General features: G+C 61.0%; 16 protein-coding genes and 1 tRNA gene. 11 read left to right on the top strand and 6 right to left on the bottom strand.

Annotated features, from left to right (window positions below; all coding sequences use genetic code 11):
- Positions 1–1059 (bottom strand): GmrSD restriction endonuclease domain-containing protein, encoded by a 1059-nt coding sequence (locus tag ABG996_RS03525; RefSeq protein WP_346978998.1) that lies wholly within the window; start codon positions 1057–1059, stop codon positions 1–3.
- 224 nt (positions 1060–1283) lie between these two features.
- Between ABG996_RS03525 and ABG996_RS03520 the strand changes: the two genes are divergently transcribed.
- Complete coding sequence (locus ABG996_RS03520; RefSeq protein WP_175406107.1) at positions 1284–1433, top strand: hypothetical protein; 150 nt, start codon at positions 1284–1286, stop codon at positions 1431–1433.
- 228 nt (positions 1434–1661) lie between these two features.
- Here the strand turns inward: ABG996_RS03520 and ABG996_RS03515 are convergent, their stop codons facing one another.
- Together ABG996_RS03515 and ABG996_RS03510 are read right to left on the bottom strand one after the other, a co-directional pair.
- Positions 1662–2003, bottom strand: a complete 342-nt coding sequence (locus ABG996_RS03515) for an ATP-binding protein (RefSeq protein WP_346979024.1) — start codon at positions 2001–2003, stop codon at positions 1662–1664.
- Positions 2004–2063: 60 nt separating this feature from the next.
- Positions 2064–2138, bottom strand: a tRNA-Val gene (locus ABG996_RS03510).
- Between the two features lie 289 nt (positions 2139–2427).
- On the opposite strand from ABG996_RS03510, the gene ABG996_RS03505 reads away from it, so the two are divergent.
- The 3 genes from ABG996_RS03505 to glmM all read left to right on the top strand — a co-directional run bounded on the left by ABG996_RS03505 (position 2428) and on the right by glmM (position 7324).
- Positions 2428–3450, top strand: a complete 1023-nt coding sequence (locus ABG996_RS03505) for a DMT family transporter (protein ID WP_347478049.1) — start codon at positions 2428–2430, stop codon at positions 3448–3450.
- Between the two features lie 149 nt (positions 3451–3599).
- A complete protein-coding gene (locus ABG996_RS03500) occupies positions 3600–5909 on the top strand; it encodes a DUF4012 domain-containing protein (protein ID WP_347478050.1) in 2310 nt (769 codons plus the stop codon).
- Between the two features lie 83 nt (positions 5910–5992).
- On the top strand, positions 5993–7324 hold the full coding sequence (gene glmM, locus ABG996_RS03495; protein ID WP_347478051.1) for a phosphoglucosamine mutase: 1332 nt from the start codon (positions 5993–5995) through the stop codon (positions 7322–7324).
- Positions 7325–7421: 97 nt separating this feature from the next.
- Here glmM and ABG996_RS03490 read toward each other — a convergent pair whose 3' ends face one another.
- Positions 7422–9005: a carboxypeptidase M32 gene (locus ABG996_RS03490; RefSeq protein WP_347478052.1), complete on the bottom strand. Its 1584-nt coding sequence runs from the start codon at positions 9003–9005 to the stop codon at positions 7422–7424.
- A gap of 504 nt (positions 9006–9509) precedes the next feature.
- Between ABG996_RS03490 and pheS the strand changes: the two genes are divergently transcribed.
- From pheS to ABG996_RS03460, 6 genes are all read left to right on the top strand, one after another.
- The gene (gene pheS, locus ABG996_RS03485; RefSeq protein WP_035136801.1) at positions 9510–10586 is read left to right on the top strand and encodes a phenylalanine--tRNA ligase subunit alpha; all 1077 of its coding nucleotides are present in this window, start codon (positions 9510–9512) and stop codon (positions 10584–10586) included.
- A 63-nt stretch (positions 10587–10649) separates the two neighbouring features.
- The gene (pheT, locus tag ABG996_RS03480; RefSeq protein WP_347478053.1) at positions 10650–13103 is read left to right on the top strand and encodes a phenylalanine--tRNA ligase subunit beta; all 2454 of its coding nucleotides are present in this window, start codon (positions 10650–10652) and stop codon (positions 13101–13103) included.
- Positions 13104–13351: 248 nt separating this feature from the next.
- The gene (gene cbiM, locus ABG996_RS03475) at positions 13352–14437 is read left to right on the top strand and encodes a cobalt transporter CbiM (protein WP_347478054.1); all 1086 of its coding nucleotides are present in this window, start codon (positions 13352–13354) and stop codon (positions 14435–14437) included.
- The gene (locus ABG996_RS03470; RefSeq protein WP_347478055.1) at positions 14415–15251 is read left to right on the top strand and encodes an energy-coupling factor transporter transmembrane component T family protein; all 837 of its coding nucleotides are present in this window, start codon (positions 14415–14417) and stop codon (positions 15249–15251) included. Before cbiM ends, ABG996_RS03470 begins: the two co-directional genes overlap by 23 nt.
- A 46-nt stretch (positions 15252–15297) precedes the next feature.
- Positions 15298–16068, top strand: coding sequence for an energy-coupling factor ABC transporter ATP-binding protein (locus ABG996_RS03465; RefSeq protein ID WP_347478056.1), 771 nt, complete (start codon positions 15298–15300; stop codon positions 16066–16068).
- Between the two features lie 79 nt (positions 16069–16147).
- Positions 16148–16996, top strand: coding sequence for a hypothetical protein (locus tag ABG996_RS03460; RefSeq protein WP_347478057.1), 849 nt, complete (start codon positions 16148–16150; stop codon positions 16994–16996).
- Here ABG996_RS03460 and ABG996_RS03455 read toward each other — a convergent pair.
- Positions 16993–18066 (bottom strand): hypothetical protein, encoded by a 1074-nt coding sequence (locus tag ABG996_RS03455; RefSeq protein ID WP_347478058.1) that lies wholly within the window; start codon positions 18064–18066, stop codon positions 16993–16995. The two genes, ABG996_RS03460 and ABG996_RS03455, sit on opposite strands and share 4 nt — an antisense overlap.
- A gap of 423 nt (positions 18067–18489) precedes the next feature.
- On the bottom strand, positions 18490–19950 hold the full coding sequence (pyk, locus tag ABG996_RS03450; RefSeq protein ID WP_347478059.1) for a pyruvate kinase: 1461 nt from the start codon (positions 19948–19950) through the stop codon (positions 18490–18492).
- Positions 19951–20392: 442 nt separating this feature from the next.
- On the opposite strand from pyk, the gene ABG996_RS03445 reads away from it, so the two are divergent.
- Entirely contained in the window at positions 20393–23074 is a 2682-nt protein-coding gene (locus ABG996_RS03445; RefSeq protein ID WP_347478060.1) for a cation-translocating P-type ATPase, read from the top strand.
- The last annotated feature ends 101 nt before the right edge of the window (positions 23075–23175 follow it).

Raw genomic sequence — 23175 nt, 5'->3', positions numbered from 1 at the left:
TTACCGCTCCGCCTTCAGCTTGTTGGCAACGAAATCAATGCGAGCTTTCAACTTGGCCTTTACGTTTGCCGAGTCTGACCGCACAAGGGTCTGGAACTCTTCGCAATCAATCCAAGACATGTCTTTGCGCGAAAGGTCCTTGTCCTCCGACAACGCCACGGCAACGCCGACCGCAATAGCTTCGAAACGCGCATGAGGAGTCGTTTTTCCTGTCGGTGTCTTTTTGAAACCCCTGTCTCCCAAGCACTTCTCAACGTATTCCAACATTTCTTTGAAGCGAGCGACGAGTTCATTGCGCTTGTCAGGTGACTCGGCAAGCTCGATGTTCATGCGATTCGTGTATTCATCCAGGTAACTAGCAACGCGGTCTTTGTAACCCTCGAAATCTGGGTAGCCGTCTGCATAGGCGAAGAAACGAGTGACAAGTTCCATGTCATCGTAGTGTTTGCGCGCCGTCTCGCTTAACGGGGCAAGTTTTATAAAGAGCGGATCTTTGGAGAGCTCGCTTACTAGTTTTGTAAAATCGCCGCCCATGGAGCCACGGCGAATTTCTTGCGATTTGAGCTGCTTGCCCGATGAATTGATACGACGAAAAATCTCCTGTCGGACGTCAAAGGTGGTCCCTTCCTCAAGGTAAACCACTCGAAAGCTCGCGTTATCGAATCTTCTTTGTACTTCTATGGGAAGTTCTGAATAGGTCTTTCCGTTGACAGATGTAAGGATGTCTAGATTGCACAAGGTTAAATCGCCTCTGGCAAAGTTCACCAAGGCGTTCATCCTTTGCGCTCCATCAACGATTTCCGTTCTGCCATCTTCAGCATCGGCAAAGAACATGTAGGGAATGGGCAGGCCAATTAGCACAGACTCAATAAAGTAGCTGCAGTCAACGTCCGTCCAGACGAAGTTCCGTTGATAGTCAAGCGGAATGTAGAATGCATCAGCATTGAACTTATTGATGAGGTATTCCGCAACGTATTCGCGAGTGCTGAATCGCACATCCTTTTTCTTGTCGCGAATCTGTTCGGAAATCTCGATCGTCTCACTTTGTTGATCAGTCAATCGCCTTCACCTCAATCTATAGCAGGACGAAGCCAACTTAGGTCTGACTGGCTGTGGGATGTGAAGCCCTCTCCCATAACCAATGCTGCACTCTAATGATACCAGCAGATGCCTGGCATTAGAGTCGTGCCCCTCTGCCACTTTGTGACGCCCGTCTAGGCTGCTCGTATCGAGTAACTGGGCGGGCGCCTTGTTGTGCCTGCCGCGATTTGAAAGCAGGATACATGGACGGTGAGACTCATGGCGACGAGGCGGCGAAGGTCGAGCTCGCGGAAGGGCAAGAGGACGCGAGGTCGGCAGAGGTGGCGGACGCCCTTCGCTCGGGGATCGAAGCGGTGGAGGGCGCAGCAGCCGACGAGCGCGTGGAGTACTGAGCTCAGGCTCGCTGGGGCGCGGAGCGTCAAGGCCGCGCGTGCCCTTCTCGACGAACACGGGGGCGACGTGGGCGCGCTCAAGGAGGCGGAGCCCTGACTCTTCTCGGTCTCCCCGCGTCCGCTGGGACCACGGGGCTGCCAAACGCGGGAGCCGCTGTTTGTGTCGACGACAAGCTGAACATTGTGGCGCGACCAAATTGAGCACTTTGGCAAACACGCCGCGTTAACCTATCCCACCGCCTTGCCGAGTATGAGCGTCGCCTCCATACGGTGACTCGCGCCGGTGAACTCGACCAGGCGGCCGTGGTGGACGATGCGGTCGATCATCGCCGCCGCCATCTTGTCGTCCCCCAGGACCGTGCCCCACTTGCTGAACTCAATGTTTGTGGTGATGACCAGGCTGTGCCTCTCGTAGCAGTCCGACACCCCCTGGAACAGCAGCCTCGCGCTGTCGAGGTCCAGCGGCACGTAGCCGAACTCGTCCAGGATGACCAGGTCGTTTCTGGCGATGTCCCTCATCGCCGCCTCCAGCGAGTGCTCGCGCGCCGCCTTTTGGGATACATTTGGGATACAGCGCTATATACAAGAAACCGGTCTACCGCATTTCCGCAGGTAGACCGGTTGAACAATTGGTGGGCGTTAGAAGATTTGAACTTCTGACCTCTTCCGTGTCAGGGAAGCGCTCTCCCCCTGAGCTAAACGCCCGATCAAGGGTGCGCAAGTGCGCAAGGGATAATATAACGGAGCCTGAACTCGGTGGCAAGAACATTTTTAAAAATCGCTTACATTGTGGAATTCGAGGGCTTTGTCATATCCATTTCAAAAGAGTCTGCTGCCGCGATTTGGCTGTCGCATAATGCAGGGCCATTGCGGTATCGAGCTATAGAAAGACGCCTGCGGAATTGTCCTACCGATAAGCGGACAAGCCACCGGCTGGTGCCTTCGCCGTGGTAAGGTAAGCCGAATTGTTTCCAGGCTGTTTCGGGGGAGTGGAATGAGCAAAGAGTGTGTCGAGCAGGTCGAAGGCGCAGGGGCTTCGGTGCCGATGACCGATATATCGAACATTGATGTGCCCGAGGGCACCGACGAGCTCAGCCGTAGCACCCGCCGCGCCTGGCGCGACCGCCTTAACGATGCGTCGTCGCGCAAGATGATCACGGGCGTCTTGGCTACGCTGGTGGGCGGTTCGTTTTGGGGCTTCTCGGGCACCAGCGCGAGCTTTCTGTTCGATACCTACCACGTCGACACCTTGTGGCTTATGAGCGTGCGTCAGATTCTCGCCGGTCTACTCTTTATGGCCGTGGTTGTTACGCGCGACCGCGAGCGCCTGATTAAGCTCTGGACCACACCCGCCGATCGCAAGCAGCTGCTGCTCTTTACCGCCTTTGGCCTGCTGTTCAACCAGTTTTGCTATCTTTCGGCCGTGCGCCTGACGAACGCCGGAACCGCGACGGTGCTCCAGTGCCTGCAGCTCGTTATCATCATGGGCTACACCTGCGTGATCGATCGCCGCATGCCGCGTACTCGCGAAGTCATCGGCATTGGCCTGGCTCTGGGTGGAACCTTTTTAATCGCCACCGGCGGCGACCCCACCAGCCTGAATATTTCGCCGCTTGGCCTGGCAGCAGGTCTTATGTGTGCGGTCAGCGCCGCGTGTATGGCGGTGATTCCCGCCAAGATCCTGCCCGAATACGGCAGCCCCATCGTCACGGGTTCGGCAATGCTCACGGCGGGCGTGGTCTCGTGCGTCTTCGTGCAGCCCTGGGCGCATATGCCGGCGCTCGACGCTGCCGGCGTCGAGGCGCTCGCGGTGTTCGTGGTTATCGGCTCGTTTTTTGCTTACATGCTCTATATGCAGGGCGTTAAGGACATCGGCTCGGTACGTGCGAGCCTCATCGGAACTGTGGAGCCGGTTTCGGCGACCATCACCAGCGCCGTTATGCTGGGTACGGTGTTTTTGCCGACCGACCTTATCGGCTTTGCCATGATCATCGTGATGATGTTCCTCACGGTGTAGCTAGCGCCGCCGCCAAGACAGAAAAGGTGTTGTGCCGCATTTTCGCCAATTGACGTCCGTGTCTGGAGTTTAGCTGTCGATGCTCAAAATGCCATAAACTAGTAACGTTATGGACTTTTTCATTGCGACTCAATTGCGAGGATTTCTTTATGGCTGGTAATCACTTTAAGGGCAGCGATAGCGGCCGTCCTGCAGTTCCGCCGCGTCCGAACGGGGCTGGTAAGGCCGGCACGCCGGGCGGCGCTGGACAGGGCGGTTCCGGTAAGCGTGTGTCCCCGGGCGAGACGGCGATGTTTACCGCTCTGTACGAGCAGTCTCAAAAGGCAAAAAAGACCGGCCGTGCAAAAGGGAATGTCTTTGCGGGCGGTGCAACCTCCGCGTCGCAGCCGAGCGGGGCTCCTTCGGTGCCTGCGAACAACGCAGGTGCTGCCAACGCCGCGAATGCTGCCGGCAACGTTAATGCCGGCAAGGCCGCCAACAATACTCCTTCTGCCGGTGGCGCGGGGCTTGCGGGTAACCTTGGCACGATTTACACCGGCGCCTCCGAGACTGGCACGTTCGCCCGCCTGGATGATAGCGGTGCCGAGTTTGCGGGCTCGGGTTCCAAGGAAGATTATTACGATTTTGGCTTGAACTACGGTAGCGACGCTTCGTCGAGTTCGACCTCTGACGGTCTGGTCCGTCATCGCCATCGCAAGGGCGAGCGCAAAAAGCGTCACACCGGCGCCATTATTGCCGCTGTAGTCGCGGTGCTTCTCGTTGCGCTTGGCGCAAGCGGCTTTATGCTGCTTAACTCGGCAAAGACCGTAAAGAGCGAAGCGAAGGAGGCTGTCGAGATCGTCGGTGGCCTTAAGGACAAGGTCACGTCGGGCGATTTTTCGACGCTGCCTGACGACGCGAAGAAGATCGATGAACTCTGCGACAGCATGAAGGCGGAGACTTCGAGCCCGCTGTGGACGGCGGCTTCGTTTATCCCGGTGTATGGCAGTGACATCAACGCAGCCCGCACCATGATTGATGCCCTGTCCGATGTCTCGAGCAACGCGCTGGTTCCCATGGCCGACAACCTTTCGCAGGCCACGCCCGGCAAGCTGTTCCAGGACGGCATGATTAACGTGTCCGCGCTGCAGGCGGTCGCCGATTCGCTTTCCAGCAGCTCGAAGGTGTTCAAGAGCGCCAACGAGAAGGTCCAGGGCATTGGCGATACTCATATTTCCCAGGTGACCGAGCTGGTCGATAAGGCCAAGGACGGCTTTGCCACCCTCAACGGCGCGGTTGACGCGGCGGAGAAGGTCGCCCCCGTCCTTCCCCAGATGCTCGGCGCCAACGGCCAGACGCGCAACTACCTTGTGTACGCCATGAACAACGTCGAGATTCGTGCCTGCGGCGGCTTTGGCGGTTCGCAGGGCCTGATTTCGGTCACCGACGGCCAGATGTCGATTGGCGAGTTTGTTCCCCGCATTGGACTCAGCGAGGATGAGGCAGTCGAGAGCGTCGACGAAGAGGATGAGGCGCTGTTCGGCAACCACAGCAACCTGTACAACTCGGGCAATACCTATTCGCCTGATTGGCCCCGCAACTCGCAGCGTGTCGCCGCGCTGTGGAAGTCCCAGTATGGACAGGACGTTGATGGCGTCATCGGTATCGACCCGGTGTTCCTGCAGTATCTGCTGGGCCTGGTCGGTAATGTCTCGCTGCCCGACGGAACGGTTGTCGACGGCACCAACGCCGCAAAGGTCCTCATGCACGATGTGTACTGGAACTATCCGGTCGAGGAGTCTGACGGCATCTTTGCATCCGTCGCCAGCGCTGCCTTCGACAAGATCCTTGGCGGTATCGGCGATGTCGATGTTGCGAAGCTTGTCGGCGCCGTTGAGCGCGGTGCCGAAGAGGGCCGCCTGATTGCGTGGATGAGAAACGATGATGAGCAGAATGCCATCAAAGAGACGGGCATTGACGCTTCGCTGCCCGATCCGGATGACCCGAGTGCCGATCCTGTTGCCGGCGTTTACTTTAACAACCTGAGCTTCTCCAAGCTCGACTGGTACCTGAACGCCGATACGCAGATTGGCCAGGGCATCAAGAACGGTGACGGCACGTGCTCCTATCGCATCACCGTTACCCTGACGAACATCATGACGCAGGAGGAGGCTGGCAAGCTGCCCGACTACGTTGCGGCGAGCGCACCCGATGCCGCGCGTGACGACGAGCGTCTGAATGTCTCGTTGTTTGCCCCGACGGGCGGCAACATTACTGATCTGACCGTCGAGGGCACCCAGTTTGGTCTTGGCGCCGCTACGTGGCATGGAATCCCCTTCTATTCGGGCACCGTTGACCTGCATGCTGGCGAGACGACGATCACGTATACGCTGACCACGTCGGCCGAGGCGGGGGACAAGCCGCTTACGCTGCGTCAGACTCCTACATGCCAGGCGGCTCGCGACAGCGCGTCGGCGTAGGGTTTTTCTGGTAGCGCAGATAATCGAGTACCATTTTGGGGCGGACAGGCAATCTGTTCGCCCCTATTTTGTAAGGAGAGCGCATGAAGTACTTTGGCACCGACGGCTTTCGCGGTGAGGCCAACGTTGGGCTGACGGTAGAGCACGCTTATAAGATTGGCCGTTTTGTGGGCTGGTATTACGGTGCCAACCGCGAGCGCAAGGCACGCGTGATCGTGGGCAAGGACACGCGTCGCTCGAGTTATATGTTTGAGGCGGCGCTGGTGAGCGGCCTGGTCGCGAGCGGTGCGGACGCCTATATGCTGCACGTGATCCCCACGCCGGGCGTAGCGCATCAGACCGTGGAAGGCTGCTTCGATTGCGGCATCATGATCAGCGCGAGCCACAACCCGTTTTGCGATAACGGCATTAAGCTCGTCAACAGCGACGGCTTTAAGATGGACGAGGACGTACTGGAGCTCATCGAGGACTATATCGATGGCAAGAGCGAGGTGCCGCTGGCCACGGGCAACCACATCGGCGCCACGGTGGACTACATGCAGGGTCGCAACCGCTACATTGCTTCGCTCATTGCAAGTGCGAACTTTTCGCTGCAGGGCGTCAAGATCGGTATCGACTGCGCCAACGGCTCGGCTTCCTCGGTGGCCAAGCCGGTGTTTGACGCGCTCGGTGCCGACGTGCGCGTGATCAACGCCGCGCCCGACGGCTTTAACATCAATGTCGACTGCGGCTCTACGCATATGGAGCGCCTGCAGCGCCACGTGGTGGAGCAGGGTCTGGATGTGGGCTTTGCCTACGACGGCGATGCCGACCGCTGCCTGGCCGTGGACGAGCGCGGCCGCGTGGTCGACGGCGACCAGATCCTGTACGTGTGCGGCGTGTACCTGAACAAGCACGGACGTCTCTCGGGCGGTACCGTGGTACCGACGATCGCCAGCAACTTTGGCCTGATCAAGTCGCTGGAGCTTGCCGGACTGAGCGCCGTGACCAGCGGCGTGGGCGACCGTCACGTGTATGCCAAGATGCGCGAGGGCGGCTACAGCCTGGGCGGCGAGCAGACGGGCCATACGATCTTTGGCGATATCGAGCGCACGGGCGACGGCATTATGACCTCGCTGCGTGTGATGGAAGTGATTCGTGCCGAGCGCGAGACGCTCTCGCAGCTCACGGCTCCGTGCAAGCTGCTGCCGCAGGCGCAGGTGGCCGTGCACGTGGCGGACAAGGACGCCGCGCTCGAGAACATGGGCGTGCAGAACGCCATCGCCGAGGCCGAGGCTGCGCTGGCAGGCGAGGGCCGCGTGCTCGTGCGCAAGAGCGGAACCGAGTCGGTTATCCGCGTGCTGGCCGAGGCGCCCGACCAAGCATCCGCCGATGCCGCCATGAAGCGCATCGGCAACGCGCTGGAAGCTCTGTAAGGTAGTCATTGGGGACGTTCTTAAACGACTAGGTGGAAAGGGGACGCTGCGGATTGGTTCCGCGGCGTCCCCTTTGCGTTGGCGTGTCGGTTATGCCTTACAGCTCGTAGAGCGTGGTGAACTTGTCCTGCAGGTAGCTGCAGTAGTAGCGGGCATCGAACGCCATGCCGCACGCGCCCTTGATGAGCTCCGGCGCGTCCTTGGCGCGGCCCCACTGCCAAATGTGCTCGCCCAGCCAGGCACGGACGGGCGCCAGATCGCCGCTCGCGCAGGCACCGGTAAGGTCGATGCCGTCGCGGCACATGGCCGGCACGAACATGGCGTCGTAGGCGCTGCCCAGCGCATAGGTGGGGAAGTAACCAAACGAGCCACCGCTCCAGTGTGTATCCTGCAGGCACCCGTGCGTGTCGTCAGGAACGGGAATGCCCAGGTACTCGTTCATAAAGCGATTCCAAAGTGCGGGGATGTCCTTGGCCGTGGCCTCGCCGGCAAACAGCATGCGCTCGATCTCGTAGCGCACCATAACGTGCAGCGGATAGGTGAGCTCGTCGGCCTCGGTGCGGATCAACGACGGCTGCGCGATGTTCACGGCACGGTAGAGCGTGTCCTCGTCGACGCCGCCGTAGACCTCGGGTGCGTGTCGGCGCAGCACCTCGAGCAGCGGTCCCATAAAGGCGCGGCTGCGACCCACGGTGTTCTCAAAGAAGCGGCTCTGGCTCTCGTGGATGCCCATGGAGGTACCACCCTCAAGACAGGTGCGCGCATAGACAGGATTGACGCCCAACTCGTACATGGCGTGTCCTGCCTCGTGGATGATGCTGAAGACGTTGGAGATGCAGTCGTTCTCGTAGATGTGCGTCGCGATGCGCGCATCACCCACGGCAAAGCCCTCGCTAAACGGGTGCTCGGTAAAGGCGAGCGTGGTGTCGTCCAGGTTCAGGCCGACAAGCTTCATCAGATCGAAGCTCATGGCACGCTGGGCAGCCTCGGGCACGCGGGCATGCAAAAAGTCGGCAGCGGGCTGCTGGCCGCGCTCGCCGATGGCGTGCACGAGCGGCACGACCGTGGCCTTGACCTCCTCGCAAAACGCGTCGAAGCTCTTGGCGGAAAGGCCGCGCTCGTACTGGTCGAGCCAAACATCGTAGGGGTCGCGCTTGGGATCCATGAGCTCTGCCTGATGCTTAAGTTGGGCGACGATTCTATCCACATAGGGCTCAAAGCTCGCCCAGTCGTTGGCCGTCTTGGCTTTGTGCCACACGGCGTCGGCCTCGCAGGTGAGCCTGGTCCAGGCCTCGGCCTCCTCGGTAGGAATAACGCTTGCCTCGCGTTGATCGCGGCCGAGCACGCGGATCTCGTCAAGCAGCTGCGGGTCGTCGATCTTGCCGCCGGCGACGGTCTCGCGTGCCAGCGAGTGCACGAGTTCGACAGACTTTTCGCTGGTCAGGAGCTTATGGTGCTCGCCGGCAAGGGTGCCCATGGCGTCGGCACGGGCGGCGGCACCGTTGGCGGGAGCAATAGTCGCGCCGTCAAACTCGGCAATCTTGAGCAGGTACTCGCGAGTCCACAGCTTGCCCTCGAGCTTGCGGAATTTTTTGACGGCCTTGTCGACTTTAGCGGCCTTGACGCCCTTGGCGGACTTTGCCACGGCGGCCTTGGCCTTCTTATCGAGTTTCTTTCCCATACCGTATCCTTAATCTCGCAGGCCGAGCGCCGCAGGCGGGTGCGCGGCCAGTTTGCACAGCCACCTGCCTTGTACCCAGCGCGAACAAAACGGAACGCGGCGATACGACCACACAATGTGGTATCCTATAGCCCGATGCGTTGACGGAGAGGGTTTTGCCCGCCGCGTCGCCGGCAAGAGAGGGAAGGTCATGGGCTGCAAGCCTTCCTGCGGTGGCAAGGGCCAAGCGTTCACTCCCGAGCAGCGACCTCAACGGGCACGCGGCCAGTGGCAGCAAAGTCCCAGTAGGGAAGCCGTGAGCCTCGCGACAAGAGGCACAGAGTGGGCGCGGCGGGCCAGACATCCGCCGGGTCAAACAAGGTGGTACCGCGGAATTCAACCGTCCTTGGGCAATGTACATGCCCGAGGGCGGTTTTTTTGTTACCGAACCGGGCCGCGCATCCGCAACATCGGGCGGCGTCAGCCGTCCCGGAGCGCGGATGTGCGAGAGACGAAAGGGAAGACATGAGTCTGATTGATGATCTGGTCAAACTCGAGGAAGAGGCCAAGGAGCTCGTCGCAGGCGCTGACGACGCCGCCAAGCTCGAGGCCGCGCGCGTTGAGCTGCTCGGCCGCAAGGGCCGTATCACCGGCCTGATGCGCATGATGGGCAAGCTCGCTCCCGAGGATCGTCCCATGATGGGCAAACGCGCCAACGAGATGCGCCAGCTGATCGAGGGCATGCTCGACGAGCGCACCACCGAGATGAAGGCCGCCGCCCTCAAGCACGCACTCGAGCACGAGGCCGTCGACATCACGCTGCCGGGCATCCGTCCGCAGATCGGTCACCAGCACCTGATCAAGCAGATCATCGAGGAGGCCGAGGACATCTTCTGCGGCATCGGCTACACCGTCGAGTCCGGCCCCATGGTCGATACCTCCTACTACAACTTCACCGCGCTCAACGCGCCCATGGATCACCCGAGCCGCTCGGCTCGCGACACGTTCTATGTGGTCGACAACAACCCCGGCAGCGTCGCGCATCCCGAGGCTCACGCTCACGGCGAGTCCGACGTGCTGCTGCGCACCCAGACCTCGGGCGTGCAGATCCACACCATGGAGTCGCAGAAGCCTCCCATCTACATGATCTGCCCGGGCACCGTCTACCGTCCCGACACGGCCGACGCCTGCCACCTGCCGCAGTTCAACCAGATCGAGGGCCTGGTCGTCGACGAGGGTATCACCTTTGGCGATCTTAAGGGCACGCTCGACTACTTTGTTAAGTGCATGTTTGGCGAGGATCGCAAGACGCGCTATCGCCCGCACTTCTTCCCCTTCACCGAGCCTTCCTGCGAGGTGGACGTGAGCTGCCACGTGTGCGGCGGCAAGGGCTGCAACTTCTGCAAGCACAGCGGCTGGATCGAGATCCTGGGCTGCGGCATGGTCGACCCCAACGTCCTGATCAACTGCGGCATCGACCCCGAGAAGTACACCGGCTTCGCCTTTGGTATTGGCGCCGAGCGCGTCGCGGCACTGCGCTACGATCTGCCCGACCTGCGCACGTTGATGACTGGTGACATGAGGTTCTTGAACCAGTTCTAAAACGCTTTCTTCTTAGTTGCAGTTTCCGGCTCAAAGCCGCATTTATGAAAGGAGACCAGTTAGATGCGCGTTTCTTACGACTGGCTCAAGACCATGATCGATATTCCGGAGGATCCTAAGACCCTTTCGGACGAATACATCCGTACCGGCACTGAGGTCGAGGCGATCGACACCGTGGGCGAGTCCTTCGACCATGTGGTGACCGCCAAGGTGCTCACCAAGACCCCGCACCCCGATAGCGACCACATGTATGTGTGCTCGGTCGACGTGGGCGACAAGAATCTCGACGCCGACGGCAACCCCGCCCCGCTGCAGATCGTTTGCGGCGCGCAGAACTTTGAGGCTGGCGACCACATCGTCACGGCAATGATCGGCGCTGTGCTTCCCGGCGACGTCAAGATCAAGAAGAGCAAGCTTCGCGGCGTCGTGTCCATGGGCATGAACTGCTCTGCGCGCGAGCTCGGCCTGGGCGGCGACCACTCCGGCATCATGATCCTGCCCGAGGATACGCCCTGCGGCATGCCGTTTGCCGAGTACGTGGGCTCGAGCGACACCGTGCTCGACTGCGAGATCACGCCCAACCGCCCCGACTGCCTGTCCATGATCGGCATGGCCCGCGAAACCGGTGCCATCTTCGACCGCGATTTCCACGTTGAGCTGCCCGCCATCAAGGTCGAGACCGGCCGCGCGACCGACGACGAGCTTTCGGTCGAGATTGCCGACGAGGGCCTGTGCGACCGCTACGTCGCCCGCATCGTGCGCAACGTGAAGGTCGGCCCCTCGCCCGACTGGATGGTCAAGCGCCTCAACGCCCTGGGCGTGCGCCCACACAACAACATCGTCGACATCACCAACTACGTGATGATGCTCACCGGTCAGCCGCTGCACGCCTTTGACCTGGACACCTTTGCCGAGCGCGATGGCCATCGCCGCGTGGTGGTTCGCGCCGCCCAGCAGGATGAGAAGTTCACGACCCTCGACGGCGAGGAGCGCACGCTCGACGCCGGCATGGGCCTCATCACCGACGGCGAGCGTCCCGTGGCGCTGGCCGGTGTCATGGGCGGCATGGATTCCGAGATCGAGGACGATACCGTCGATGTGATGGTCGAGAGCGCCTGCTTCAACGCCGGTCGCACCTCGCACACCAGCCGCGATCTGTCGCTGATCTCCGACGCCTCCATTCGCTTTGAGCGCCAGGTCGATGAGACCGGCTGCGTGGATGTCGCCAACGTTACCTGCGCGCTCATCGAGGAGATCGCCGGCGGCGAGGTTGCTCCCGGCTATGTCGACGTGTTCCCCGCGCCCAAGACCATCGACAGTATTAAGTTGCGTCTGGCCCGCGTGCATGCCATCTGCGGCGCCGACATCGAGCCTGATTTTATCGAGCGCTCGCTCACCCGCCTGGGCTGCACCGTCGAGCGCGACGGCGAGGACTTTATGGTCACTCCGCCGAGCTTCCGTCCCGACCTGCCGCGCGAGATCGACCTGATCGAGGAGGTCCTGCGCCTGTGGGGCATGGGCCGTGTGACGGCGACCATCCCAGCCGCCAAGAACCACATCGGCGGTCTGACCCGCGAGCAGAAGCTCACCCGCAAGGTCGGCGAGATCCTGCGCGCCTGCGGCCTCAACGAGACCACGACCTTTGGCTTTGCCGCCCCGGGCGACCTGGAGAAGATCGGCATGTCCACCGAGGGCCGCGGTTGCCCCGTGGTGCTCATGAACCCGCTGGTGGCCGAGCAGACCGAGATGCGCCGCTCGCTGCTGCCGGGCCTGCTGCAGTCCGTGGCCTACAACGAGGCCCACGGTACGCCCAACGTGCACCTGTACGAGGTCGGCAGCCTGTTTCATGGTCGCGAGAACGCCAGCCTGCCCAAGGAGACCAAGTCCGTGGCGGGTGTGCTCTCGGGCCAGTGGAGCGAGCAGTCCTGGAGCATGAAGTACCGCAAGCTGCGCTTCTTCTTTGGCAAGGGCATCGTCGAGGAGCTGCTTGCCCAGCTGCGCATCGAGAAGGTTCGCTTCCGTCCCGTCGAGGGCGAGGGCTACGCTTTCTTGCAGCCGGGTCGTGCGGCCGAGGTCCTGTCCGGCGGCACCGTGCTGGGCTGGGTCGGCGAGATTCACCCCAAGGCGCGCGAGGCGATGGGCATCGACGAGGTCGTCGTTGCCTTTGAGCTCGATCTGGACAAGCTGATCAAGGGCGCCCGCAACCAGGAGAACTACCGCGAGTTCTCGCAGTACCCGGCTGTTGAGCATGACCTGGCTATCGTGGTCGACAACTCCGTGACTTGCGAGGATCTTGAGCGCCGTATTACCAGCGCCGGCGGCAAGCTGCTCGAGGGCGTGCGCCTGTTCGATGTCTACCGTGATCCGGTCCGCGTGGGTGTGGGCAAGAAATCCATGGCCTTTGCGCTTACGTATCGCTCCGACGACCACACGCTCACCAGCGAAGAGGTCGAGAAAGCGCACCAGAAGATCGTCACCAAGGTGTGCAAGGGCGTAAACGGCGAGGTCCGCGGCTAGGGCTTGCTCTGGGGGCGTAGGGCCTGATGGCGGTTGCTGTGGGCTCTGCGTGACCGCGGTGTTCGGAATAAGGCACCGTTGAGCCTGCATATATGACACGCGCATTACATAACGGCGTGCTGCTTTGTCGGCAGCGCGCCGTTTTGCTATGATAGCCCGCGGCGTGTTACGAATCTGACAAAGCGTAACACTGACAAGGTGATTTAAGCGGCGTTGCAATTCTGTGCGCCGACAACCGGGAGGCGTACATGCACATTCCAGATAATTATCTGTCCCCGCAGACCGATGCCGTCATGGCGGTGGCAATGGTGCCCGTTTGGGTCCACTGCATCAAGAAGGTGCGCGCCACGCTCGATCGCGAGCACATGGCTTTCCTGGGCATCTGCGCCGCGTTCTCCTTCCTGCTCATGATGTTCAACGTGCCGCTGCCCGGCGGCACCACAGGCCACGCCGTCGGCGGTGCCCTCATTGCGCTGCTGCTGGGCCCCGAGGCCGCGGCCATTGCGGTTTCGGTCGCGCTGGCGCTGCAGGCGCTGCTGTTTGGCGACGGCGGCATCCTGTCCTTTGGCGCCAACTGCTTTAACATGGCTTTTGTGCTGCCGTTTGTTGCCGCCATGGTATTCCGCGCGCTCAACAGCCGCCTGCACGACAAGAGCTGGGGCACCTCGGTTTCGGCCATCGTAAGCGGCTGGGTCGGCCTGTGCCTGGCGGCCCTGTGCGCGGCAATCGAGTTTGGTATTCAGCCGATGCTCTTCACCAACGCCTCGGGTGCTCCGCTGTACTGCCCCTTCCCGCTGTCCGTGGCCATTCCGGCCATGTTGATCCCGCATATGCTGGTTGCCGGCGTGGTCGAGGGCGTGGCGACGGCCGCCATCTACGGCTTTATCAAGAAGACTGCGCCGGGCATTATCGTCGGTCCCGAAGCCGCCGATGGCCAGCTTGCCGCCGAGGGCGCTGCTGCCAAGAAGACGTCGCTGATCCCCACGCTTATCCTGGTCGCCGTGCTTGTCGTGGCTACGCCGCTCGGCTTGCTTGCCACCGGTGACGCCTGGGGTGAGTGGGACGCCGAGGGCGCCGCGACCGCCGTTCAGGAGGCTGGTGACGACAGCCTGCAGGCTTCGGTCGGCCTTGATACCCCGACCTTTGCCGACGCTCTGCCTACGGGTGATTACCTGCAGGCCTATTCCGAGGAGCAGGGCCTTGGCTTTGCCGGTCAGGCTGCCATGTATATCCTGTCCGGCGTGATTGGCGTGGCGGTGCTCACCATCGCATTCCGCCTGATCTCGCTGACGGTTAAGGAAAGCGGTGCTCATGGCAATAGCCGAGCTGCCTAGCTGGCTTGCGGCCGAGGAGCGATATGAGCCCGTGGGGGCTCGGCATCGTGTGATGCAAAAGAATGTCCTGCACCTGGCGAGCCTGCTTGAGCGGGTTCATCTGGGTGGAGGCGCGCACGAGGGCGGGTCGATGGTCGACCGCGCCCTTTCTTGCGTTTCGGCTCCGGTGCGCCTGGTGGGGATGTTCGTTTGCGTCCTGTGCGTGTGTCTGACGCAGAGCCCGCTGTACCTGATGCTGATGGCGGCTATCGCGCTGGTGCTGGTCGCGGTGCGCCCCGCGCGCGGGTTGCGCGCGACCTTTGTGCCGGCGCTTGGCGCCGCGGGGCTCGCCGTGGTTTTGGCGCTGCCTGCCCTGCTGCTGGGCGCTTCCGCTACGGGCGCCATGCTCACAATTGCGCTTAAGACGTTCATTAACGTGTCGCTCGTGCTGGGCGTTTCGTGGACGCTCACCTGGAGCCGCATGTCGGCGGCGCTCAAGATGCTGCATCTACCCGACGAGGTCATCTTTACGTTTGATATGGCGCTCAAGCACATTGAGGTGCTGGGTCGCACGGCGCACAATCTGTGCGAATCGGTCATGCTGCGCAGCGTTGGCCGTGCGCCTGAGGGATTTTCGCGTACCGATTCGATCGCGGGTATCATGGGCATGACCTTTATCAAGGCGATGGAATGCAGCCGCGCGATGGACGAGGCCATGCTGTGCCGCGGTTTTGCGGGTGCGTATCCGGCGCCCGCGCGCGCCGGGTTTGGCTGGCGCGATGCGGTCTATGCGGCCGGCGTGGCGCTGCTGGCGGTGTTGTGCGCCGTGCTGTAGGCGCTGCTGGTTCCGGCTGGGGATGCAAATAGGGAAGGGCGACGTTTTGACGACCGATATGAATAGTGCGGCGGGCACGAACGGTGCGGGCGGCGCCGAGGGCGCGCCGCTTATTGAGTTGCGCGACGTGGTGTTCTCCTATGCGGGACATACGGTTGTCGATGGCGTGTCGCTGCAGGTCGATCGTGGTGAACTCGTTGCCCTGCTCGGTCCCAACGGCTGCGGTAAGACGACGATTATGCGTCTTATTAACGGCCTTGAACTCGCGGACGCAGGGGCATACCTGTTTGACGGGTGTATGGTCGATGCGGCATATCTCAAGGATTCCGCGACGGCCCAGCGGTTCCATCAGCGCGTGGGCTTTGTGTTCCAGAATGCCGACGCCCAGCTGTTCTGCGCTACGGTGGGCGAGGAAGTTGCTTTTGGTCCCGCGCAGATGGGGTTGCCGGCAGACGAGCTCGAGCGCCGCGTGCGCGATGCCATGGGGCTGTTCCAGGTTGCCGACCTTGCCGACGCCTCTCCCTATCAGCTTTCGGGTGGGCAAAAGAAGCGTGTGGCGCTGGCGGCAGTCGTATCGATGAACCCCGATATCTTGGTTCTCGACGAACCTACTAATGGGCTCGACGAGGATTCATGCGACATCGTGGTCAACTTCTTGCTGGCCTACGTCGCGGCGGGTAAGACGGTCTTGATGAGCACACATCACCAGGATTTGGTGCGACGCCTGGGCGCCCGCGCCATCTATATCGATCGATATCACCATGTGGTCGAGGCGCCTTCGCCGTCGTATGGAACCGAAAGCGGTGCTACGGACTAGTTGCTGCGTAGAGCGTGCGTAGCCGCTCGCGCGGCTTTGCCGTGATGGTATAGTTATCCAGGTTTTTATGGGGGTGGCTATGCCAAGCTGGAACATTCATATCGCTCAGACGGAGCGTTTGCTGGAGCGCACCGGTGCGCTTGCCAAGAGCGTGCGCGACCGCAATGCCTTTTTGTTTGGCTGCGTGGTTCCGGATATCTTCGTGGGCTATATGGTCCCTGGCATCGCCGATCCCATCCCGTATCGCATTACGCACTTTGCCAAGCCTGAGCCCATCCCTAAGCCTCGTGAGCATGAATTCTGGGATACCTATGTGGCACCGTTGCTTAAAAGTTCGCCCACCGGTGCGCCGGCCGCGGCGACCTCGATTATCGAGGAGCGCGAGCGACTGAATCGCGTGCACTATCCCCAGCGCTACAAGGATGCCGAGCCGGTTGTCGGTCCCGGCGCTCGTGAGTTCTCGCTTGCGTCCGAGGACGTGGCTCAGTCGTTGCTCGATTTGACACTGGGCGTCTGGTCGCATCTGGTGGCCGATACCGTATGGAATACGCGCGTGAATCAGTACCTGGAGGCGCACGACGGCAGGCCGTGTGAGGAGTTCCGCATTAAAAAGCAAGGCGACTTTGACTGGTTTGGCAAGACACTGGGCATTGTTTCGATTCCGCGTGCGACCGATCGCCTGTATACCGCTGCGACGCGTTTTGGGCAGTATCCCATCCATAAGGAGTATGTGCTCAAGACCATCGGCGTTATGCACGAGATCGTGCGCGAAAACCCCGGCGAGCCCGACCATCCGCCATACCGCCTGCTGACCGAGAAATTCTTCGACGCAACGTTTACCGAGGTCATCGAGCTGACCGAGGCGGGTTTTGCCGCCCGTGTCGAATCGCCCGATGTGCCTGCGCTGCCCCTGATTGCTAGCTGCTAGCTGGCCGGCCCGGCAGTGAATAGCTCAACCCAATCGACAAGTAGCTCTTGCCGTAAGGTATCTTCGGCAATGCGCTCCTGTTTGGTCTTTGGGATGTGGGGAAGCCCGGCCTTTTTATGGATGAGCTCGGCTATGTGGTCGAAGCTCTTCTTCTCCTTGATCTGGTCATAGGTAATTTGGATGACGTCGTAGCCCATGCTTGTGAGTGCGGTGGCGCGCTCGGCATCGGAGAGGCTCGCGGCTTCGCTGTCGTGGGCAGAGCGGCCTTGGCATTCCAGAATGACGCCCATGCTGTCGGTGGCGCTTTCGATGAGGATATCGGCGTAGCAGCAGGTTTTGTCATACAGCGAACGTGCGGCTTCACTGAGCGGGATGCGCGCGTTGTTGGCGATCTCGATGCCCTGGCCGCCCTCGTCTCGGGGGAGCGAGATAAGCATGGAGGTCTGTACTTCGAAGGGCGAGGCGGCCTGCCCCGTCATGTGCTCGGCCGCCCAGCGCAGTTGTTTGACGCCGCGCAGGCCTGCGGCTTGCTTGGCGAACGCGGCGATATCCGTTGCGGTAAGAAGCGGCGTGCGCTTCCACAAGTTGGTGTCATTGCCCTTGGTGTCGTTAACTCGCTCCCAGCCGCAGTTGGGTGGGATGAACTTAAGCGAAATAGCTTCATCGAGTTGTTGTTGCGTTCGCTCGCAGGGCTTAAACACTGCAAAGGAGCCGCACATCTCGTAGCACGCCATGAGTAACTGGTTGCGTGAGACCTGCGTGGCAAGGCTGAGCAGCGTGAACTCCGGTGAAGTGACATCAAACCCATGTTCAGTCTGCCTAAACGACCCCGGAGGTGGCTCCTGGGTCAGGAGGTGCGACTTGAACAAGCTACGTGATCCGGATTGTGCCCGAGTGAATACAAGCCTGTGAAGCGGTGCGTGAAGCAGATCTTTTACAACTGCATGACTTCCGAGGCCGCAACATCTGCGATCCATATTGCCAAGGCTAATGGCGGGGTAAAGGCCTAATACCTGCGGCGGGATACGGTGATAGTAAAAAGCGGATTGACCGCATAGCGTCAGGTCCATAATGCCCTCCTGGCCGAAATCATCTCTTTGAAGCGAGTGATGCCAGCGTCAATCCGGAAGTATGCGGCAAAATCTGAACCCTATGAGCAGACCTGGCTTTTGAGGCTAGTTTATCAGGCATTTTGTTGTGAAAAAACAGGGTGTGCTCGGAGGTTCCAGAATTTGCCGCATACTTCCGAAAACCAGGTCGATTTGGACTTTGCTAAAACGATTTATCAGCCCTGCGTGAGGTGTGGTCTTGCCGCCGGGTGAACACTTCTAGCGCCTGAGCTATATTTTTTGGGCCTCGAAGGGTGGTTTTCGCGCTTTTGGTAAAGAAATGAGTGCGTGTTTTGCCGTGCGCCGGCATTGACGCAAAGAAAAGGGTCCGAAAGGCGAAGCCTTCCGGACCCTTTGCAATGCAAATCTGCTTGCAAGTGCGATTTAGCGCACCTGAGCGACGTAAGCGACGTTGGTCGAGGAGACCTTGTCCTCGAGCTGGACGCTCATACGGGGATCGCCGGCGGTAGCGACGGTCAAATCGCCAGTCTTGACGTAGCCGAGTTCCTTAGCGGTCTCGATCGCCTTGACGATCGTGCCGTTGATGGTGCCCTGGGTAATCTCGGCCTGGTGCGGGATAACGCCCCAGTACATGATCATCTGCTGGACGGCCCACTCGTGGCGGGAGAACGCGCAGATCGGCATGTTGGGACGGAAGTGCGAGATCAGGCGGGCAGTACGACCAGTGGTCGTCGGCACGGTGATGCACTTGGCGCCAACGGTGGTGGCCATGTTCACAGCGGACATACCCACAACGTTGTTGACGACGCGGGTGCCGTGAGCGTCAGCCGGAACCTCGAGCGGAGCGTGAGCCGGGAGGTACTTCTCGGTCTCGAGAGCGATGCTGGCCTGCATCTTGACGGCCTCGACCGGGTACTTACCGGCAGCGGACTCGCCAGAGAGCATGACGGCGTCGGTGCCGTCGTAGATGGCGTTAGCGACGTCAGCAACCTCGGCGCGCGTCGGGCGCGGGTTCTGCTGCATGGAGTCGAGCATCTGCGTAGCGGTGATAACGGGCTTGTAGGCCGCGTTGCACTTGGCGATGATCTCCTTCTGGATGTGGGGAACGAGCTCGGGCTTGATCTCGATGCCCAGGTCGCCACGGGCGACCATGATGCCGTCGGAAGCCTCGAGGATCTCGTCGAAGTTCTCGACGCCCAGGGCGCACTCGATCTTCGGGAAGATCGTCACGTGCTCGCCACCGTTCTCGCGGCAAAGCTTGCGGATGCCGCGGACGGACTCGCCGTCACGGATGAAGGAAGCAGCGATGTAGTCGATGTTCTCGGTCAGGCCAAAGAGGATGTCCTGACGATCGCGCTCGGTGATAGCGGGCAGCGAGATGTTGACGTTGGGCATGTTGACGCCCTTGCGCTCGCCGATCAGGCCGTCGTTCTTAACGACGCAGGTCATGTCCTGGCCGTCGACGGACTCGACCTCGAGGGCAACCAGACCGTCATCGATCAGGATAAGGGAGCCCTTCTCGACCTCGGAGGGCAGAGCCAAGTAGTCGAGGGAGATGTGCTCAGCGGTGCCGTGGAAATCCTCGGACGTGGGCTGAGCGGTGACGACGATCTTATCGCCGGTCTTGACGGCAACCTTCTTGCCATCGACCAGAAGGCCGGTGCGGACCTCGGGGCCCTTGGTGTCGAGCAGGATGCCGACGGGCAGACCGAGCTCCTTGGAAATACGACGGACGCGCTCGATGCGACCGTGGTGCTCGTCGTAGGATCCGTGCGAGAAGTTAAAACGGGCGACGTTCATGCCCGCCTTGATCATCTCACGGATGGTCTCGTCGCTATCGCAGGCGGGACCCATGGTGCATACAATCTTGGTGCGCTTGTACATTCAGACCTCCATCTGACATCGTCTTGCGCTGATAGATAAACCATAAGAAATAAAACTGAGATGATTATAACGAAATGCCGACCGAATACCCCAAAAAATCGACCGTATGCCGAATTAGAAGTTCATTTTTTGCGGTAAAAACGGTATATGAAAAATCTTTACCAACCGCTCTGACCGCTGCTATCTGGGCGATATTTCAGTTTGACGATGCGCCGAAGAAAAAACGTTTTATCAATGTTGAGCATCACACGGTCTGCATCGTTGCACTCGAGCCGTGTTTCCAATTGGAATGTTTTGGCTAGACGCGCCGCTTTGGGGTACCATAGCTCCACTATCAACTGCCGCTCAGCACGGCAGCCTTGATGAGCCCTTGCCCTTCTCCTGGGAATTATGATCGGGCATCAATCTGCTGAGTGGCCCGAATCCCAGGAGGGGACTCTATATGCAAAAGGAATACCTGTCCGCCGCGGCGGAGGTACTCAGCGACCAAGGTGTCGATGAGAACCTCGGCCTGAGCAACGACGAGGCGTCGTCGCGCCTCGCCAAGACAGGCCCTAACAAGCTCGAGGAAGCCGAGAAGACACCGTTGTGGAAGCGCTTCTTTGAGCAGATGGCCGATCCCATGGTCATCATGCTGATCGTTGCCGCCGTCATCAGTGCACTCACGGGCATGGTCAAGGGCGAGGCGGACTTTGCCGACGTCGCCATCATCATGTTCGTCGTTATCGTCAACTCGGTGCTGGGCGTGGTTCAGGAGGCCAAGAGCGAGGAGGCTCTCGAGGCCCTGCAGGAGATGAGCGCGGCGCAGTCCAAGGTGCTGCGCGACGGCAAGCTCGTGCACCTGCCGAGCGCCGAGCTCGTGCCCGGTGACGTGATCATGCTCGAGGCGGGCGACTCCGTCCCGGCCGACTGCCGCGTGCTCGAGAGCGCCACGATGAAGATCGAAGAGGCTGCACTCACCGGCGAGTCCGTGCCCGTCGAGAAGCATGCCAACGTGATTGAGCTCGCCGCTGGCACCGACGACGTGCCGCTCGGCGACCGCAAGAACATGTGCTACATGGGTTCCACCGTGGTATACGGCCGCGGCCGCGCCGTCGTGGTCGGCACCGGCATGAACACCGAGATGGGTAAGATCGCCGGCGCCCTGGCCGAGGCCAAGGAAGAGCTCACGCCGCTGCAGGTGAAGCTTGCCGAGCTCAGCCGCATCCTCACCATCATGGTTATCGTCATCTGCGTCGTCATCTTTGGTGTCGACATCATCCGCCACGGCGTGGGCAACGTTCTCACCGATCCGACCGCGCTGCTCGACACCTTTATGGTCGCTGTCTCGCTCGCCGTCGCCGCCATCCCTGAGGGCCTGGTTGCCGTCGTGACCATCGTGCTGTCGCTTGGCGTGACCAAGATGGCCAAGCGTCAGGCAATCATCCGCAAGCTCTCTGCCGTCGAGACCCTTGGCTGCACGCAGACCATCTGCTCCGACAAGACCGGTACCCTTACCCAAAACAAGATGACCGTCGTCAAGCACGAGCTCGCCGCGCCTAAGGAGAAGTTCCTGGCCGGTATGGCTCTGTGCTCCGATGCCCAGTGGGACGAGGAGCTGGGCGAGGCCGTGGGCGAGCCGACTGAGTGCGCGCTCGTCAACGACGCCGGCAAGGCGGGGCTCACCGGCCTGACCGCCGAGCACCCGCGTGTGGGCGAGGCCCCGTTCGACTCCGGCCGCAAGATGATGTCCGTGGTCGTCGAGACCCTGGATGGCGAGTATGAGCAGTACACCAAGGGCGCGCCCGACGTGGTGATCGGCCTGTGCACCCATATCTACGACGGCGACAAGGTCGTTCCGCTGACCGAGGAGCGTCGTGCCGAGCTCGTGGCCGCCAACAAGGCCATGGCCGACGAGGCCCTGCGCGTACTGGCGCTGGCAAGTCGCACCTACACCGAGGTCCCGGACGACTGCAGCCCCGCTGCGCTCGAGCACGACCTGGTCTTCTGCGGCCTGTCTGGCATGATTGACCCGGTTCGCCCCGAGGTCGCCGACGCCATCCGCGAGGCGCACGACGCCGGTATCCGCACCGTCATGATCACGGGCGACCACATCGACACCGCCGTGGCCATCGCCAAGCAGCTGGGCATCGTCACCGATCGCAGCCAGGCCATCACCGGTGCCGACCTCGATCGCATGAGCGACGAGGAACTCGACGCGCACATCGAGGACTACGGCGTGTATGCCCGCGTCCAGCCCGAGCATAAGACACGCATCGTCGAGGCTTGGAAGTCGCGCGACCAGATCGTGGCCATGACGGGCGACGGCGTCAACGACGCCCCGTCCATCAAGCGCGCCGACATCGGCGTTGGCATGGGCATCACCGGTACCGATGTCACCAAGAACGTCGCCGACATGGTGCTTGCCGACGACAATTTCGCCACCATCATCGGTGCCTGCGAAGAGGGCCGTCGCATCTACGACAACATCCGCAAGGTCATTCAGTTCCTGCTTTCGGCCAACCTCGCCGAGGTCTTCTCGGTATTCATCGCCACGCTCATCGGCTTTACCATCTTCCAGCCGGTGCAGCTGCTGTGGGTGAACCTGGTCACCGATTGCTTCCCCGCGCTCGCGCTGGGCATGGAGGACGCCGAGGGCGACATCATGAAGCGCAAGCCGCGCAACGCCAAGGACGGTGTCTTTGCCGGACATATGGGTCTGGACTGCGTGGTCCAGGGCCTAATCATCACCGTGCTGGTGCTGGCGAGCTTCTTTGTGGGCGTGTACTTTGACATGGGCTACATCCACATCGCCGATATGATCGCCGGCAATGCCGACGAGGAAGGCGTGATGATGGCGTTCATCACGCTCAACATGGTCGAGATTTTCCACTGCTTCAATATGCGCAGCCGTCGTGCGTCGCTGTTCACCATGAAGAAGCAGAACAAGTGGCTGTGGGCTTCCGCCGCGCTGGCACTGGTGCTGACGGTGATCGTGACCGTGCAGCCGACGCTTGCCGAGATGTTCTTTGGCCCCGTGACGCTTGAGCTCAAGGGCGTTCTTGCCGCGCTGGGCCTGGCCTTCCTGATCATCCCGCTGATGGAGATCTACAAGGCGATCATGCGCGCTGTGGAGAAAGAGTAACGTACCTGTCCGGGCCCGCCCCACGCCCTTTCTCCCTCACTGGTCCTCGCGCTTCGCGCTGCGGGATCGTTCGGGAGAAAGGGCTTCCGGGGCGGGCCCTG

Source organism: Collinsella aerofaciens (assembly GCF_039836695.1).
In the GTDB taxonomy this organism is placed as follows: domain Bacteria; phylum Actinomycetota; class Coriobacteriia; order Coriobacteriales; family Coriobacteriaceae; genus Collinsella; species Collinsella aerofaciens_BD.
The sequence above is the reverse complement of the archived record's forward strand: the minus strand, read 5'-3'. Positions and strand labels throughout refer to the sequence as shown.

Bases quoted from the DNA above. Each gene is read 5' to 3' on its own strand.
- ABG996_RS03520 (WP_175406107.1), top strand. From the start codon at position 1,284: ATGGACGGTGAGACTCATGGCGACGAGGCGGCGAAGGTCGAGCTCGCG.
- ABG996_RS03505 (WP_347478049.1), top strand. From the start codon at position 2,428: ATGAGCAAAGAGTGTGTCGAGCAGGTCGAAGGCGCAGGGGCTTCGGTG.
- ABG996_RS03500 (WP_347478050.1), top strand. From the start codon at position 3,600: ATGGCTGGTAATCACTTTAAGGGCAGCGATAGCGGCCGTCCTGCAGTT.
- glmM (WP_347478051.1), top strand. From the start codon at position 5,993: ATGAAGTACTTTGGCACCGACGGCTTTCGCGGTGAGGCCAACGTTGGG.
- ABG996_RS03490 (WP_347478052.1), bottom strand. From the start codon at position 9,005: ATGGGAAAGAAACTCGATAAGAAGGCCAAGGCCGCCGTGGCAAAGTCC.
- pheS (WP_035136801.1), top strand. From the start codon at position 9,510: ATGAGTCTGATTGATGATCTGGTCAAACTCGAGGAAGAGGCCAAGGAG.
- pheT (WP_347478053.1), top strand. From the start codon at position 10,650: ATGCGCGTTTCTTACGACTGGCTCAAGACCATGATCGATATTCCGGAG.
- cbiM (WP_347478054.1), top strand. From the start codon at position 13,352: ATGCACATTCCAGATAATTATCTGTCCCCGCAGACCGATGCCGTCATG.
- ABG996_RS03470 (WP_347478055.1), top strand. From the start codon at position 14,415: ATGGCAATAGCCGAGCTGCCTAGCTGGCTTGCGGCCGAGGAGCGATAT.
- ABG996_RS03460 (WP_347478057.1), top strand. From the start codon at position 16,148: ATGCCAAGCTGGAACATTCATATCGCTCAGACGGAGCGTTTGCTGGAG.
- ABG996_RS03455 (WP_347478058.1), bottom strand. From the start codon at position 18,066: ATGGACCTGACGCTATGCGGTCAATCCGCTTTTTACTATCACCGTATC.
- pyk (WP_347478059.1), bottom strand. From the start codon at position 19,950: ATGTACAAGCGCACCAAGATTGTATGCACCATGGGTCCCGCCTGCGAT.
- ABG996_RS03445 (WP_347478060.1), top strand. From the start codon at position 20,393: ATGCAAAAGGAATACCTGTCCGCCGCGGCGGAGGTACTCAGCGACCAA.